The sequence below is a fragment of the Pseudoalteromonas denitrificans DSM 6059 genome, from assembly GCF_900112265.1.
In the GTDB taxonomy this organism is placed as follows: domain Bacteria; phylum Pseudomonadota; class Gammaproteobacteria; order Enterobacterales; family Alteromonadaceae; genus Pseudoalteromonas; species Pseudoalteromonas denitrificans.
On record NZ_FOLO01000086.1, the window covers coordinates 1 to 15,143 of the forward strand.

The 15,143-nt window shown below is 34.8% G+C and carries 16 protein-coding genes and 2 tRNA genes; 11 read left to right on the plus strand and 7 right to left on the minus strand.

The features are described 5' to 3' along the window. The 3 genes from BM088_RS25585 to BM088_RS25595 form a co-directional block, all read left to right on the plus strand. Nucleotides 1–445, plus strand: a 445-nt coding sequence (locus BM088_RS25585; protein ID WP_245763927.1) for a winged helix-turn-helix transcriptional regulator, incomplete at its 5' end; no start/stop codon positions are given. Nucleotide 446: 1 nt separating this feature from the next. Next, a complete protein-coding gene (nudC, locus tag BM088_RS25590) occupies nucleotides 447–1,376 on the plus strand; it encodes an NAD(+) diphosphatase (RefSeq protein ID WP_091991596.1) in 930 nt (309 codons plus the stop codon). Between the two features lie 72 nt (nucleotides 1,377–1,448). Further along, nucleotides 1,449–2,618 (plus strand): cystathionine beta-lyase, encoded by a 1,170-nt coding sequence (locus tag BM088_RS25595; protein WP_091991599.1) that lies wholly within the window; start codon nucleotides 1,449–1,451, stop codon nucleotides 2,616–2,618. Between the two features lie 142 nt (nucleotides 2,619–2,760). Here BM088_RS25595 and BM088_RS25600 read toward each other — a convergent pair whose 3' ends face one another. Further along, nucleotides 2,761–3,780, minus strand: coding sequence for a LacI family DNA-binding transcriptional regulator (locus tag BM088_RS25600; protein ID WP_091991601.1), 1,020 nt, complete (start codon nucleotides 3,778–3,780; stop codon nucleotides 2,761–2,763). A 248-nt stretch (nucleotides 3,781–4,028) separates the two neighbouring features. On the opposite strand from BM088_RS25600, the gene glk reads away from it, so the two are divergent. After that, nucleotides 4,029–5,012 (plus strand): glucokinase, encoded by a 984-nt coding sequence (glk, locus tag BM088_RS25605; protein ID WP_091991602.1) that lies wholly within the window; start codon nucleotides 4,029–4,031, stop codon nucleotides 5,010–5,012. 30 nt (nucleotides 5,013–5,042) lie between these two features. After that, nucleotides 5,043–6,065: a LacI family DNA-binding transcriptional regulator gene (locus BM088_RS25610; RefSeq protein ID WP_091991604.1), complete on the plus strand. Its 1,023-nt coding sequence runs from the start codon at nucleotides 5,043–5,045 to the stop codon at nucleotides 6,063–6,065. Nucleotides 6,066–6,149: 84 nt separating this feature from the next. Here BM088_RS25610 and BM088_RS25615 read toward each other — a convergent pair whose 3' ends face one another. The 4 genes from BM088_RS25615 to BM088_RS25630 all read right to left on the minus strand — a co-directional run bounded on the left by BM088_RS25615 (nucleotide 6,150) and on the right by BM088_RS25630 (nucleotide 7,999). Next, nucleotides 6,150–6,515 (minus strand): cupin domain-containing protein, encoded by a 366-nt coding sequence (locus tag BM088_RS25615; protein WP_091991606.1) that lies wholly within the window; start codon nucleotides 6,513–6,515, stop codon nucleotides 6,150–6,152. Beyond that, a complete protein-coding gene (locus tag BM088_RS25620; RefSeq protein ID WP_091991608.1) occupies nucleotides 6,502–7,224 on the minus strand; it encodes an aspartate/glutamate racemase family protein in 723 nt (240 codons plus the stop codon). Before BM088_RS25620 ends, BM088_RS25615 begins: the two co-directional genes overlap by 14 nt. A 199-nt stretch (nucleotides 7,225–7,423) precedes the next feature. Then, nucleotides 7,424–7,675, minus strand: coding sequence for an HP1242/YdcH family protein (locus BM088_RS25625; RefSeq protein WP_091991610.1), 252 nt, complete (start codon nucleotides 7,673–7,675; stop codon nucleotides 7,424–7,426). 9 nt (nucleotides 7,676–7,684) lie between these two features. Further along, nucleotides 7,685–7,999 (minus strand): TraR/DksA family transcriptional regulator, encoded by a 315-nt coding sequence (locus BM088_RS25630; RefSeq protein WP_091991612.1) that lies wholly within the window; start codon nucleotides 7,997–7,999, stop codon nucleotides 7,685–7,687. 494 nt (nucleotides 8,000–8,493) lie between these two features. On the opposite strand from BM088_RS25630, the gene BM088_RS25635 reads away from it, so the two are divergent. Next, on the plus strand, nucleotides 8,494–9,501 hold the full coding sequence (locus BM088_RS25635; protein WP_245763928.1) for an isoaspartyl peptidase/L-asparaginase family protein: 1,008 nt from the start codon (nucleotides 8,494–8,496) through the stop codon (nucleotides 9,499–9,501). A 68-nt stretch (nucleotides 9,502–9,569) separates the two neighbouring features. Here BM088_RS25635 and BM088_RS25640 read toward each other — a convergent pair whose 3' ends face one another. After that, nucleotides 9,570–10,013 (minus strand): hypothetical protein, encoded by a 444-nt coding sequence (locus tag BM088_RS25640; protein WP_091991616.1) that lies wholly within the window; start codon nucleotides 10,011–10,013, stop codon nucleotides 9,570–9,572. A gap of 174 nt (nucleotides 10,014–10,187) precedes the next feature. Beyond that, nucleotides 10,188–11,156 (minus strand): cysteine synthase A, encoded by a 969-nt coding sequence (gene cysK, locus BM088_RS25645; protein WP_091991618.1) that lies wholly within the window; start codon nucleotides 11,154–11,156, stop codon nucleotides 10,188–10,190. A 232-nt stretch (nucleotides 11,157–11,388) separates the two neighbouring features. Here cysK and uvrY point away from each other — a divergent pair, with 232 nt between their 5' ends. From uvrY to BM088_RS25670, 5 genes are all read left to right on the plus strand, one after another. After that, nucleotides 11,389–12,042 (plus strand): UvrY/SirA/GacA family response regulator transcription factor, encoded by a 654-nt coding sequence (uvrY, locus tag BM088_RS25650; protein ID WP_091991620.1) that lies wholly within the window; start codon nucleotides 11,389–11,391, stop codon nucleotides 12,040–12,042. A 39-nt stretch (nucleotides 12,043–12,081) separates the two neighbouring features. Continuing rightward, nucleotides 12,082–13,902, plus strand: coding sequence for an excinuclease ABC subunit UvrC (gene uvrC / locus BM088_RS25655; RefSeq protein WP_091991622.1), 1,821 nt, complete (start codon nucleotides 12,082–12,084; stop codon nucleotides 13,900–13,902). A 180-nt stretch (nucleotides 13,903–14,082) separates the two neighbouring features. After that, entirely contained in the window at nucleotides 14,083–14,634 is a 552-nt protein-coding gene (gene pgsA / locus BM088_RS25660) for a CDP-diacylglycerol--glycerol-3-phosphate 3-phosphatidyltransferase (protein WP_091991624.1), read from the plus strand. 165 nt (nucleotides 14,635–14,799) lie between these two features. Next, nucleotides 14,800–14,875: transfer RNA gene (locus BM088_RS25665), tRNA-Gly, on the plus strand. Between the two features lie 69 nt (nucleotides 14,876–14,944). Further along, a tRNA-Leu gene (locus BM088_RS25670) sits at nucleotides 14,945–15,030 on the plus strand. Nucleotides 15,031–15,143: the final 113 nt, after the last annotated feature.

Here is a 15,143-nt window from a genome sequence, read left to right on the forward strand (position 1 = left end):
GGTCACCTGTAAGAGGTTCAAAAACAGTAAACTGATTTATTGTGCGTTATTTGATGTTTATATTTTGTTTCATATTTTAAAAATTAAAGGGTTTAATATGGCACTTCCAATTCCGGGGTCACCTGTAAGAGGTTCAAAAACAGGGAAACCTATCATGGCTTTATTTGACCTCTTAGGTCGAACATGGTGTTTAGGTATTGTTTGGCAATTGAGCTTTTCAGACGCTACTTTTCGAGAATTACAAAAACGATGTGAGGATATTTCACCTACCTTATTGAATAATAGATTAAAAGAATTAATGCAGCTTGGTTTTGTTGAAAAAAGAGCATTAGGATATGGTTTGACTGAACAAGCACAAGGTTTAGCAAGTTTAATTAAACCTATGGGTGACTGGTCAGATAAATGGGCTATTAATTATCAAAATAACAAAATGGAACAGGAATAAGATGCTTAAATATTGTGAAATGAATTTAGATAGAGCTTCTAATTTTCGAAAAGATAATACCTGGTTGGAATCAAAAAAAGATAAAAATAGTCAATGGTTGGTGATGTTTGAAGATAAAAATTTATTTTGTTCTCAGACTCAGGAGCCTTTATTTTTATCAAAAAAACAAATTTTAACCTTAGGCCTTGAAACAGAACAATTATCTGATGCCATATTTCTAGGTATAGATAAGCAAGTTTCTTATTTTGCTTTAGATTTTACAACTTTTGATGAAACTTACATTTCAAATATTAATGAATTAGGTGAGTTATATGATGTGAGGCATTTTGGGCCAAATATAAAAAATGAAGTTGCGTCAATTTTAATTTTAGCGCGTGCTTTATGTCATTGGCATAGGACACATAAATTTTGCGGACGATGTGGCACTATCAATATATTAGTGGAGGCGGGACATTCTCGAATTTGTACTAATCAAAACTGTTTACATCAAACTTTTCCTAGAACTGATCCTGCAGTGATAATGTTAGTGAAAAAAACATTTGAGGATGGTACTGAACGTTGTTTGTTAGGACGTCAAGCAAGTTGGCCTGAGGGAGTATTTTCAACTTTAGCTGGATTTGTAGATCCTGGCGAAACACTTGAAAGAGCAGTTAAACGTGAAGTATTAGAAGAGTCGGGTATACAGGTAAAAGATGTTAAATATATAGCTTCTCAGCCTTGGCCTTTTCCTTCATCTATTATGCTAGGTTTTATTGCCACAGCTACGGATAGTAATATAGAAGTTGATCAAGATGAGTTAGAGCAAGCTAAGTGGTTTTCTCGTGAAGAGTTAAAGTATTTTAAAGACTGGGGGGATGAAGGGGTAGAATTTAAGTTACCTCGAAAAGATTCAATTTCACGATTTCTAATTGATCATTGGCTAAGTGCTTAAAATGAAAAATACTCAGCAGGAAATTGGTGTTATTTCTGGCACAATAACTAAAAATATATGGATCAAATAAAAATGAAAAAAGAAACTCAAATAATTTCCTCTGGACGAAAAAAAGAATTTACCCATGGTGTTGTTAACCCAGTAGTACAAAGAGCATCCACAGTTGTATTTGAATCTGTTGCTGATATGCAACATGCTGTCAAAAATCGCGCTAATGAAACTTTATTTTATGGACGTCGAGGCACAACAACCCATTTTGCATTTCAGGATGCGATTACACAACTAGAAAATGGCGCGGGTTGTGCTTTATATCCATGTGGTGCTGCCGCTATTACACAAACTATTTTAGCTTTTGTAAAAGCAGGCGATCATATTTTAATGGTTGACAATGCTTATGAACCGACTAGAGATTTTTGCGATAAAATTCTTGTTAATATGAATGTTGAGACCACTTATTATGACCCATTGATAGGCGCTGGAATTGAAGATCTGATCCGTGATAATACCCGTATTTTATTTTTAGAATCTCCAGGCTCTTTGACTATGGAAGTTCAAGATGTACCTACATTAACAAATATCGCTCATCAGCATAATATGCTTGTTATGCTGGATAATACTTGGGGTAATGGTTTTCACTATAAACCTTTGGATTTTGGTGTGGATATTTCAATTCAAGCAGCAACAAAGTATATCGTAGGTCACTCAGATGTAATGCTAGGTGTCGCTGTTGCTAATGAAAAACATTGGGATCAACTACGTGAAAACTCATATCTATTAGGTCAGTGTATTTCTCCTGATGATGCTTATTTAGCGCTAAGAGGCTTACGAACTATGCCTGTTCGACTAAAACAGCATGAAGAAAATGCGATTAAGGTGGCAAAATGGCTTGAAAATCATCCATTAGTTGATCATATCCGCCATCCTGCATTTGAGTCTTGCCCTGGACATGAATTTTTTAAACGAGATTTCTCTGGGAGCAATGGTTTGTTTTCATTTGTAATGAAACAAAGTAATCAAAATGCTATTACAGCATTACTTGATGGCATGCATCATTTCAAAATGGGCTTTTCATGGGGAGGATTTGAAAGTTTGATCACTGCAAGTTTATCAGTAAATCATTTAAGAACAGCAACTGGCTGGGATAAAGGCGCACTGATCCGTTTACATATAGGTTTAGAGGATATTGACGATTTATTAGAAGATTTAGAACTTGGCCTAACACGCTATCAAGCTAAACTTTAACTATATTTAACACATAAAGCTAATATCACTCAGTGTTGATATCAGCTTTATGGATATAGATGAGATAACTGGCATGAACATATATTGATAGTCCATTTTATTTCAAAAAATTGACTTCTTTCGATGTAAAGTAAAGTTTAAGCTAGCGAGTGGATGCTCTGATAATGAGTTCAGGTATTAACAAATTTTCTTCAATGTCTTGCTCATGTATTAGGCGCAATAAATTAGTCACTAACATTTCCCCTGCTTTAGAAGTATTTTGGTGGACGGTAGTAAGTGGAGGGGTCGTGAAACTGGCAATTGGAATATCATCAAAACCTATTACTGCAACATCTTCTGGTACTTTTATTCCGGCTTGTGTTAAAGCTGAAATGGCCCCAATGGCTATTAAGTCACTGGCTGCAAATAGGGCATCAAATTTTATATTATTGCTTATTAAAGATTTTGTAGCATGAAAACCTGAATCATCGGTTGAAATGGCATTCGCAATTTTACGAGAGTCTATTTCAAGACCATGCTTTTTAAATTCGTCATTAAAGCCATTAAATCTCGCAAAAAACTCAGGGCTGTGTTCGGAAGCATCACCAATGAATGCACAATTAGTTCGCTTTAAATTGATTAAATGTTCAGCTGCTAATTGCCCGCCATGATAGTTATCACAACTAATCGATAAACGCGGGCTTTGCTCTACTTTTGCGCCCCAACATACAAATTTAGTCCCTTGGACCATTAATTTATCAAGTTTTTCCTGATAATCAATAAAATCACCATAGCCTAGTAATATGATGCCATCAGCTCTATGACTGTCTTCATAATCGGCATGCCAATCTTTGCTAGATTGCTGAAATGAGATCAATAAATCGTAACCTACGTTAGCACAAGCTCGTGTTATTGAGCCTAACATAGCAAGAAAAAAAGGATTTATTTGTGAGTCATCTTTTGTGGGATCTTCAAAAAGAAGCAAAGCAATCGTATTGCTTTGTTGTGTACGTAAGTTACTGGCATTTTTATCAACTTTATAATTAAGTTCTTTAGCAATTTCGTGTACTTTTTTACGTGTTTCTTCGTTAACTAACGGGCTATTACGTAAAGCGCGTGAAACTGTAGATTGTGATACCCCAGCATAATGCGCTATATCAAACGACGTTGCCTTACCTTTCATTTTACAAACCTTTAAATAAAGCTATTTATTATTTTAGTCCAATAGAATAACTGTTTTTAACGAGAATAAAATATTTTATATTAAAAATGACATGACACCGGTGTCAGAATGGGGTTATCATAATGTGAAGTGGTTCATGGAGGATTATCTTTAGTACGTATTATAAAAATAAATCCATAAGAGAGTAAATACCCTAAATATAGCTCAGCATATATTTTTAATAAGATATTTAATATAGAGAGAATAACATGCATCATGACAATGCATTTGAACCTATTATAGTTGCTGATATTGGCGGCACCAATGCGCGTTTTGCGTTAGTCACTGCTTTTGATAAAAGCGCAATGAAATTTAAAATTGAACAGGCTCAAACTTACCCCAGTGCTGATTTTTCATCACTTGAAAGTGCATTATCTCAGTATGTTGAATTTGTATCATTTTATGCACCTAAGTATGCCTGTCTAGCCGTTGCAGGGCCAATTAAAGGCGAGTCGGTTCGATTAACTAATTTGGGCTGGAATTTTGTTGTTAGCGATGTAAAACAAGAGTTTGGTTTTGAACAATTAAGCATCATTAATGACTTTGCTGCTTTTGCCTATGCTGCACCTTATTTAGATAAAACTGAAAATTTGTCAATTAAGTCAGGTTATTTTTCTGATAATGAAAATATAGCTGTGATTGGCCCCGGTACTGGTTTTGGAGCTGCGGCTTTAGTTAAAAATAATCAACATCAAACCGTATTAAGCTGTGAAGCTGGGCATATTACTTTAGCTGCGGTAACACAATTACAATTTGAGTTATTAGCGCAATTAAAAAAACAATATGACCATGTTTCTGTTGAAACTGTTTTTTCAGGCATAGGCTTAACACGTTTGTATCAAGCGATGGCTAAAATTGAACAAGTGGAAGTTGATGAATTAAATCCTTCTCAAATAACACAGCGTGCATTGGATGGACATTGTGAAATTTGTCTTAAAACCCTTGAACAATTTTGCTCTTGGTTAGGTTCCGTAGCAGGTGACTTAGCGCTGACTTTTGGCGCGCGAGGAGGTGTATTCATAGGGGGGGGGATCTTACCTAGAATACAACACATTTTATTGGATAGTCAGTTTTCTCAAAATTTTGTAAAAAAGGGAATAATGACAAATTTTGTACAAGATATACCCGTGACTTTAGTTGTTCAGGATAATATTCCATTAATTGGTGCTGCAGCGTGTATTGCAAATCGCTAAAGGCGATTTATTTTTAAAAAAGAGAATTAAATGAGTAAAGCAACGATAAACAGTGTTGCAAAATATGCTGGCGTGTCTAAAAAAACGGTTTCTCGTGTATTAAATGAAGAGCCAAATGTTAGCAGTGCTACTAGAGAAAAAGTACAGCAAGCATTTAAAGATCTTGATTATAGACCTAACCCTATCGCTCGGGGTCTTGCGCATAATCGTAGTTTTATCATAGGGTGTTTGTATGACAACCCAAGTAAAAGTTATATTACACGTGTGCAAACAGGTGCGTTATCGGCATGTCATGATAAAAGCTATAACTTACTGATTCACCCATGCGAATTAAGAGGGCAGGCATTACTTGATAATATAGATGCACTTATTCGCAGAACACGTTTAGATGGTTTGGTATTAACGCCCCCGTTTTCAGATCAGCCAGATTTATTGGCATTTTTAAAAAATAAAAGTATTCCATACGCAAGAGTGGCGCCAGGTGAACTAGAAGATGATTCTATTTCAATTCGAAGTAACGATGAGCAAGCTGCATTTGAAATTACAGAACTTTTAATTTCATTAGGGCATACTGATATTGCTTTTATTAAAGGTCATCCAGACCATAGTTCGACTACTTTAAGGTTTTCAGGTTATTTAAAGGCACTTGAGAAAAATAATATAGAATTTAAACCTGAATTAGTCGATGAAGGTAACTTTAGTTATCATTCTGGTGAAGACAGTGCACGTAAAATTTTAAATTTAAAAGTACGACCCTCAGCGGTTTTTGCTTCAAATGATTATATGGCAGCAGCAGTATTAAAAGTGGCTTCACAATTGACTTTAAAGGTACCTGAGCAGCTTTCTATTGCAGGTTTTGATAATGCGCCTATTGCACGTCATATTTGGCCAGGATTAACCACGATAGCACAACCCGTTGAAAAAATGACTTATATTGCGATTAATAAATTGATAGAGCAGTTTACGTCACAAGAAGAAGCTTTGCCGATTCATAAAGAAACCTTAGAAGCACAATTAATTAATAGAGAGTCAACAGGCCGATTTTCTGAGTAGCTTAGGTTAATGAGGTTTTACCTTTTTAAAGTTGCATTATTTTCATCTTGAAAAAGTAAAACCTATTCATTTTTTGTAAGGTCTTTAGAGCCAAATATTATTTTTTGCTTTGAGTTTACTTTCAATATTACCTGTATTAATCACATTTTCAGGTTCTATGATCATAATTTTGCACTGTGATTTTGCAGATGGTTTATGCTCTACTCCTTTAGGAACTACACACATTTCTCCTGAATTAAGTGTTACCTTGCTATCTCGAAATTCAATATCTAGAGTACCTTCTATCACTAAAAATACTTCGTCAGTTTTTTCATGAACATGCCAAACAAAATCACCTGCTACTTTAACTAATTTAAATTGGTAATCATTCATCTGTGCAATTACGCGGGGAGACCAGAGGTCGTTAAACTTTACAAATTTATCTTTTAAGTTGATTTTATTTTGCTTCATCTCTAACTTCCTTAGTTCTGTTTATCGCGATACTAACAGCAGCATGGGAATGTAATTGACTCGTGTCATATAAAGGGGTTTCAGTGTGATCCTCTTGAAGTAACAAAGGTAATTCAGTACAACCTAAAATGATAGCTTGTGCACCATCTTTAACTAAATTATTAATTATGTTGATAGCTTTGATACGAGAGCTTTCATTTATTTCCCCAATACACAGTTCACCAAAGATAATATTTTGTAGAGTCTCTCTTTCTTTTATCTGGGGGGTTAATACTTGCAAGCCAAATTTGTCTTTGAGTCTGTCTTTGTAGAAACCTAACTCCATAGTTTGTTTTGTTCCAAGTAAACCTACGCAATTGATTTTATCTTTAAGAAGTTGCGCGCCAGTGACGTCAGTTATATGGAGTAAGGGTATAGTGATTGCTTTGTCTATTTCATGGGCAACATGGTGTAATGTATTATTACAAATCATTAAAAAATCAGCGCCAGATGACTCAATTAAAAGCGCTTGAGACACAAGTTTATCTGTTATAGATGACCAATTTTTTTGTTTTAATAAAATTTCTATTTCTGCAAAGTTCATACTATGTAAATTAATTCTAGCTGAATGTAACTCACCAAAACGATGTTTTATTTCTTGATTTATTGTCTCGTAATATAATGCTGTAGACTCCCAGCTTAATCCGCCAAGCATACCTATGGTTTTCATTTTAGATCCAATGTTTTGTATTTACTAAATTATAATTGAAATCTAACACTGGAAATTGTAAAAAATTGCACCTTTGTAATACACTGGCAATTTATTTTTAAATGAATGTTTAACCCAAATTGGGGCAGTAAAATTAAAAATAAAAAAGCGCTCGAAAGCGCCTTGGTGCAAGTAAATTGGGTATTGTTTATTATGTCAACTAGGCTGGTGTAGTATGTTTTTTCAACATGGAGTATAGTTCGTCTTTTAGACGTAGTCTTTTTACTTTTAATGTTTCTAAATATTCATCTGATGTATTTTCTACACCTTCTTCAATGCGAATAACTTCATGATCAAGCTCATGATAGTCCTTAAATAAGCGAGAAAAATACGCATTTGTCATTTTTAATTCTCTAATTTCTTCTTTAAATTCAGGGAACTCATGATGAATGTCATGTTTTTGTATATTCATATTATTTTCCTAATGTGCGCAGTGAATACAGGTTTGGGTATAAGGTAGGGCATTGAGTCTTTCAGGGTGTATATCATTAGAGCAATGAGAGCATATACCATATTGGTCATTTGCTAACTTACGGATCGCTTCATTAACAAGCTGTAATTCACTTTTAGCCTCGTTGCGAATTTCATCGAGTACTTGATCGTTTTCGTTTTCAGTGGCTTGTTCTGCAAAGTCTTGTGATCGGCCTTGTTTAAAATCATTTTCGATTGCATTAATACGATTGATTAATTCAAGTTGCTTGTCTTTTAATGAGTCTAATAATTTGTTGACTGGCATCAGCATCTCCTTATTTAATAACTCCAGATTACGCCTTTGTTTATTAAAAAAATTGATCTAGCTCAAAAAACAAACCGATGTTTATAAACTTGCTTGTATTTAATTAATGAAAGGTTTTATTCAATGAAAAAAAATAGTGACTGATACCTTTTAAACAAAATCATATTAAAATCATGTAGATGACTGATATTGATATGATTGAACTTATAATACAAATTAAATAGCCTAACCATTTTAAATCACCATCTTCAATGCCTTTTTTATTTTTCATAATTAAACCTATAAAATGTTACTTTTTAAATAACTCTCTTAGAAATAACTAGTTATACAGTATCGTTAAGCTCATTATTGTATTTAATTGTATCAAGACACTCATTGCTAAAGCTTAATTTCTCATCGTATTTGCTTGCACTTAAAAAATATTTAGTACAAATTGAATCTATCATTTAAATCAAGAGATATTCATGAAAAATTTATTTGTTTTATCACAGATTATGTGCGGTATAGGCTTAAGTATGATACCTCTTTGTATAATTGCAAAAGAGTCACCGATTGCTATCGCGATCCATGGCGGTGCAGGTACGATTGAAAGAAGTAAATTTACTCCTGAAAAAGAGAAAGCCTATAGGGCTAAATTAAAGGAAGCAGTAGAAGCTGGCTATGCGTTATTAGGTAAAGGTGGTAGCAGCCTTGATGCTGTCACTACTGCCATTACTGTGTTAGAAAACTCACCATTTTTTAATGCTGGAAAAGGTGCCGTTTATACATATGATGAAAAACATGAAATGGATGCTTCTATTATGTATGGCAAAAATCGTCAAGCAGGGGCTGTATCTGGTGTGAAGCACATTGAGAACCCGATAAATTTAGCGCGCCTTGTGATGGATAAATCTGTTCATGTGATGTTATCTGGTAAAGGCGCTGAAACATTTGCAAAACATCAAGGCATAAAGTTAGTCGATAATAAAATATTTGATACCGAGCATAGGTATCAATCATTATTAAATGCCAAGAAAAAACTTAAAGCTGCACATTCAAATAAAGATTATCAGGCAAAACATAATGCACTGCCTGTTAATTATAAAATGGGCACTGTTGGTGCGGTGGCGTTAGATAAAGAGGGAAATGTTGCTGCGGGTACTTCTACCGGAGGCATGACTGCTAAGCGTTTTGGACGTATTGGTGATTCTCCTGTTATTGGTGCAGGGACATTTGCTGATAATAATTCTTGTGCAGTATCGGCTACAGGTCATGGCGAGTATTTCATTAGATATAATGTGGCGGCTGATATTTGCGCCAGAGTGCAATATCAAGGTAAAACGATAGAACAAGCTGGTAAGGAAGTCATTCATGATGTGCTTATGCCTGTTGGTGGTACAGGTGGTGTGATTATAATCGATACTAAAGGCAATATAAGTTTACCATTTAATACTAAAGGCATGTATCGTGCGACTAAGTCTAATACAACAAATACTTATGTAGGTATATTTAAAGCAGATTAATAGGAAGGGTGATTAAGCTCAGGAATATTTAAAAAATCGAATTAAATATCTGAGCTTAAGCGACTTGATTATCTAGCGTAAGGGTCATCAACAATTTTTTCTATAAACCACTTTCCTTTTTTCTGAATTAGCTTAACACTTCGCATGTCATCTACTTTTCTTCCGTTAAAAGTGCCAGAAAAAATTAATGTGATTGTTGCTTTATCTCCGTAGCGTTTACGTATACTTTTACTTGTTCTGTCGATTTCAATATTGACCTTATCAAACTGCATATTAATAAGGTTTCTCGCAAATTGGCGAGTACTGCCATAAGATTTTATGATTCTGGCAAGTTTAGGTGTTGACAATGACATTGTCTTTTTCAAATCTTTCTCTTCATAAATCGCATAGAAAAAAACGGTTGCTGTATATTCAGGAGAATTATTATCTCCTGAGACTTCAGCGTTATCATCTGAACAAGCACTTAAGAATAGAGCTAAGCAAGCCGTGAGGAAAGAACGAAAAAGGTACATATATAAACCTCAGAAGATAAATAATAATTTAAACATATATTTTTAGTTTAATGTTAAATATTTGATTGTAAAGGTTCGAAGAGTAAAGAAGTGAACAATAGAATTTATATTATTTGTGTAAATAAAAAAACCAAAACAGATGTTTTGGTTTTTAAGATTCAAAGCGTTAAAAAGCTATTGAACAAGTTCATCATCACTGAATTCGTCAGCAAACAATGGGCTAGATAAATAACGTTCAGCTGAGCTAGGTAAGATAACAACTATATTTTTATCTACATTTTCAGGCTTTTGAGCAATGCGAGAAGCTGCAACTACAGCTGCGCCAGATGAAATACCAGCTAAAATACCTTCTTCTTTCATTAGGCGATGAGACATGGCAATAGCTTCTTCATTTGAAACAAGTGCAACTTCATCAATCATTTCTAGGTCTAAGTTACCAGGAATAAAACCCGCACCTATCCCTTGAATTTTATGAGGACCAGGTGTTAGCTCTTTTCCTGCTAGCTTTTGTTGAATAACAGGTGAGTCTTCAGGTTCAACGGCAACAGATTTTATATCTAGATTTTTTTCTAGTTTAAGGTAACGACTCACGCCAGTGATAGTACCACCAGTACCAACACCTGCTACAAAGAAATCAATTTTACCATCAGTATCTTTATATATTTCAGGCCCTGTTGTTTCAAAATGAATTTTAGGGTTTGCTGGATTTTCAAATTGTTGTAATAAAATAAACTTATCAGGAGCACTTTGCTGAATTTCTTGTGCTTTTTCGATAGCACCTTTCATTCCTTTTGCACCTTCAGTTAAAACAACATTAGCACCTAATGCTTTTAGGAGCTTACGGCGCTCTAAACTCATCGTATTTGGCATAGTTAAGGTTAATTTATAACCCCTAGAAGCAGCTACAAAAGCAAGTGCAATACCAGTATTACCTGAAGTTGGTTCAATAAGCTCTTTTCCAGCAGTGAGTTCACCAGATTTTTCAGCTTCCCAAATCATTGAAGCGCCAATGCGACATTTTACACTGAAGCTTGGATTACGGGCTTCTACTTTTGCAAATACATTACCTTTAGTTACACGATTTAGTTTTACAAGTGGCGTATTGCCAATGCTGAGTGAATTATCATCAAAAATATTAGACATGAGATCCCTTATTCTCCAATTAAAGCTGGAATTTGTTATTACAAAGATACAATGAAATTGTTAAAACGAAAGTATAGTTTGGCTATAACATATATCAAAACAGTTTTTTCAAACATAAAAAGCTCAAAAGTTATAAAAATAACTTAAAAGCAAGCCTGTCGGTATTTACAGTGATGGCAGATTTGATTATTCTCGCAGAGCACAGCTTAATTTTCTAAAAAAGGAAAAACCTTTGATAAATGTGTTGTTAGTTGATGACCATGAACTTGTAAGAACGGGGATCAAAAGAATTCTTGATGATGTGAGAGGCTTTAAAGTCGTCGGAGAAGCTAAAACAGGTGAAGAAGCTGTTCAGTTTTGTCGTCAAAATCATCCTGATATTGTACTGATGGACATGAACATGCCTGGGATCGGAGGCATGGAAGCAACTAAAAAGATATGTAGATTTTGTCCTGATGTGAAAGTCATTGTTTTAACAGTTCATTGCGAAGACCCTTTTCCGAGCAAAGTGATGCAAATGGGAGCCCATGGTTATTTAACTAAAAGTGCAGGTTCCAATGAAATGGTTCATGCGATAAAAGCCGTTAAGTCAGGTCAAAGATATATCGCTCCTGAGATTGCACAACAAATTGCTTTGGCGCAATTTAGTGGGCGAACAGATGAAAATCCTTTTAAAAGTTTGTCAGATCGTGACCTGCAAATTATGTTAATGATCACAAAAGGTGAAAAAGTTCAAAATATTGCAGAGCAACTTAATTTAACGTCTAAAACGGTTAATAGTTACCGCTATCGTATGTTCGAAAAATTAGATATAGGTGGCGATGTAGAATTAACACATTTAGCTATCAGACATAAAATGATTGATATCGACACTGAAGGTTTTTAGTTTCACTTTATTTAAAACTGAAATTGTTTGAGTATACGAATGCAGTCATTTGATCCAAAAATATTTATAAACTCTTTATCTGAAGAACCGGGTGTATACCGGATGTTAGATAAAGAGCTCCAAGTCATTTATGTTGGCAAAGCAAAAAATCTAAAAAAACGTGTTTCAAGTTACTTTCGAAGTCATATTCCAGAAAGTAAAACCAGAGCTTTGGTTAAAAATATTTGCAGTGTTGAAGTTACACTCACAAATACTGAAACTGAAGCGCTGTTGTTAGAAAATAATCTGATCAAACAATATCAGCCTAGGTACAATATTTTACTTAGAGATGATAAGTCATACCCCTATATTTTATTAACAGACCATATACATCCAAGACTGAGCTTTCATCGAGGAGCCCAAAAAATCAAAGGTGATTATTTTGGACCTTATCCAAGTTCAGGAGCAGTGTCTCAAAGTCTACGTTTAATGCAAAAGATTTTTCCGGTGCGTCAATGTGAGGATGCTTATTATCGTGCACGAAGCCGACCTTGTTTGCAATTTCAATTAAAACGTTGTTCTGCGCCTTGTGTAGGTGAAATTAGTCAAACTGATTACCAACAGCAAGTTAGTTTTGTCCGTCTTTTTTTAAGCGGTAAATCATCTCAGGTAATTTCTGAACTTGTTAATAAAATGGAAGCTGCCAGTATTGCATTAAATTTTGAAAAAGCAGCGACCTTCAGAGATCAAATTTTAGTATTAACTAAAATGCAGGAACAACAATCGGTCACTGGAACACATGCTGAAATGGATGTAATAGGTTTTGAGTCAAAAAATGGTTTAACAGCCGTGCACATTTTGATTATTAGGGATCATAAAATTTTAGGTAGTAAAACTTTTTATCCTAAAATACCAAAGGATTCAACAGAAAACGAAATTCTTGCCTCTTTTTTGTCGCAGTATTATTTATCTGTCACTAATGGCTCTAGGATCCCAAAAGAGGTTGTTTTACCTTTTACTTACCCAGAACAAGCAGAGCTTGCAGCTGCATTATCACAAGTGAGTGATAGGAAAATAAAATTGCAAACCACAACTAGGGGGGAAAAATATCAGTATTTACAACTAGCTAATAAAAATGCATTAAACAGTATTGTTATAAAGCAAAGTGCACAAGACTCGATCACAAAACGTTACGATTTATTAAAAGAGACATTGCAGCTAGATAATATAAATCGTATGGAATGTTTTGATATTAGCCATACTATGGGAGAAAATACAGTTGCATCTTGCGTGGTATTTGATTCAAATGGGCCAAATAAAAAAGAATACAGGCGCTTTAATGTAACAGGGATCACTGGCGGCGATGATTATGCTGCTATGGCCTTTGCACTAAAAAAACGTTATAGCAAAATGATTGATGAATCAAAAGTTCCTGATGTTTTATTCATTGATGGTGGTAAAGGACAGTTATCGCAAGCTGAAACTTTTTTTAAGGATTGGCATTTAGATAAGCTGCCTTTATTAATTGGTGTTGCAAAAGGAACAAGTAGAAAACCGGGACTTGAAACTTTATTAATGGATGCCGGTAGAAAAACAATAAATTTGGACTCTCATTCGCCAGCGTTACATTTAATTCAACATATAAGGGATGAATCACATCGTTTTGCCATTGCAGGTCATAGGAACAAAAGGCAAAAGCAGCGAAACCAATCAATTCTTGAAGAAATCTCAGGCATAGGTCAAAAAAGAAGGCAGGCAATTTTAAAATACCTGGGAGGTATACAAGGTGTGAACGCTGCAAATAAAGAGCAATTGTGTAATGTTCCTGGGATCAGCCAAGAGTTGGCTGAAAAGATATTTAATCATTTGCATGATAAATAATAATCTTGGGCAAGAATAAGGTTAGAATAAAAATATAAAATAGAGTCTCTTTTAAATAAACATATTTCCTGATTTAATTTTTGTCTTAATAAGCAGTTAGTTAAATTTAATTTCAATCTTTTGCATGGTAAAAGGTAATTCTTCGTGCGAATATACAAAAAAAAGTAATCACAAGTAGTTATGTGGAATATACCTAATATAATAACAGCCTTTCGAATTTTTCTTATCCCTATTTTTGTAGTGGTATTTTATTTACCATACTCTTGGGCTTTCTTTGGTGCCGCCTTTATTTTTTGGTTGGCAGCAGTTACTGACATCTTAGATGGCTATCTGGCGCGTAAACTTGAACAATCAACTCCCTTTGGTGCTTTTTTAGATCCCGTTGCTGATAAAGTAATGGTGTCTGTTGCACTTATTTTATTAGTACAACATTACCAAAGTATTTGGATCACTATACCGACAGTAATAATCATTGGGCGAGAAATAATTGTTTCAGCATTAAGGGAATGGATGGCGGAACAAGGAAAACGTGGGCGAGTAGCTGTATCCCAATTAGGAAAAATAAAAACGTTAGCACAAATGTTATCCATTATGGGTCTTACATGGCAATTGGCTCCGTGGATGACTTATCTGAGTTATGCCTGTTTATATGTAGCAACAGTATTAACTTTTTGGTCAATGGTACAATATTTACAACTTGCATGGGCTGATTTGAACTCTCATGCGAGTTAAACGTGCATTTTTACAGCGCTTTAGCTGAAAAATGAGCAAACAGATTAAAAGTAACATTTTAGTGTTGACGCGTAATATAATCTCTGTAGAATGCGTCCGTGTTGAGAGGGGAGCGACTCCTGATTAACAAAAGCAAAGAGGTTTAAATTACTTTTTGCATGTGATGCGGTACTAGCTCAGCTGGTAGAGCGCGACCTTGCCAAGGTCGAGGTCACGAGTTCGAGCCTCGTGTACCGCTCCAAATATTAATTATTCCTCAATGAATAATTAATATTCCACACGCTTTCATTTTATATGATAGCAACTCGATGCCCGAGTGGTGGAATTGGTAGACACAAGGGATTTAAAATCCCTCGCTCTTAGAGTGTGCCGGTTCAAGTCCGGCCTCGGGCACCATTTTAAATAATGGCTTATTTAAAAGTGGAAAACAGTATAGTTTAACTGTAATAAACTAAATGTGATGCGGTACTAGCTCAGCTGGTAGAGCGCGACCTTGCCAAGGTCGAGGT

Coding starts and splice junctions, on each gene's coding strand:
- nudC (WP_091991596.1), top strand. CDS start 447: ATGCTTAAATATTGTGAAATGAATTTAGATAGAGCTTCTAATTTTCGA.
- BM088_RS25595 (WP_091991599.1), top strand. CDS start 1,449: ATGAAAAAAGAAACTCAAATAATTTCCTCTGGACGAAAAAAAGAATTT.
- BM088_RS25600 (WP_091991601.1), bottom strand. CDS start 3,780: ATGAAAGGTAAGGCAACGTCGTTTGATATAGCGCATTATGCTGGGGTA.
- glk (WP_091991602.1), top strand. CDS start 4,029: ATGCATCATGACAATGCATTTGAACCTATTATAGTTGCTGATATTGGC.
- BM088_RS25610 (WP_091991604.1), top strand. CDS start 5,043: ATGAGTAAAGCAACGATAAACAGTGTTGCAAAATATGCTGGCGTGTCT.
- BM088_RS25615 (WP_091991606.1), bottom strand. CDS start 6,515: ATGAAGCAAAATAAAATCAACTTAAAAGATAAATTTGTAAAGTTTAAC.
- BM088_RS25620 (WP_091991608.1), bottom strand. CDS start 7,224: ATGAAAACCATAGGTATGCTTGGCGGATTAAGCTGGGAGTCTACAGCA.
- BM088_RS25625 (WP_091991610.1), bottom strand. CDS start 7,675: ATGAATATACAAAAACATGACATTCATCATGAGTTCCCTGAATTTAAA.
- BM088_RS25630 (WP_091991612.1), bottom strand. CDS start 7,999: ATGCCAGTCAACAAATTATTAGACTCATTAAAAGACAAGCAACTTGAA.
- BM088_RS25635 (WP_245763928.1), top strand. CDS start 8,494: ATGTGCGGTATAGGCTTAAGTATGATACCTCTTTGTATAATTGCAAAA.
- BM088_RS25640 (WP_091991616.1), bottom strand. CDS start 10,013: ATGTACCTTTTTCGTTCTTTCCTCACGGCTTGCTTAGCTCTATTCTTA.
- cysK (WP_091991618.1), bottom strand. CDS start 11,156: ATGTCTAATATTTTTGATGATAATTCACTCAGCATTGGCAATACGCCA.
- uvrC (WP_091991622.1), top strand. CDS start 12,082: ATGCAGTCATTTGATCCAAAAATATTTATAAACTCTTTATCTGAAGAA.
- pgsA (WP_091991624.1), top strand. CDS start 14,083: ATGTGGAATATACCTAATATAATAACAGCCTTTCGAATTTTTCTTATC.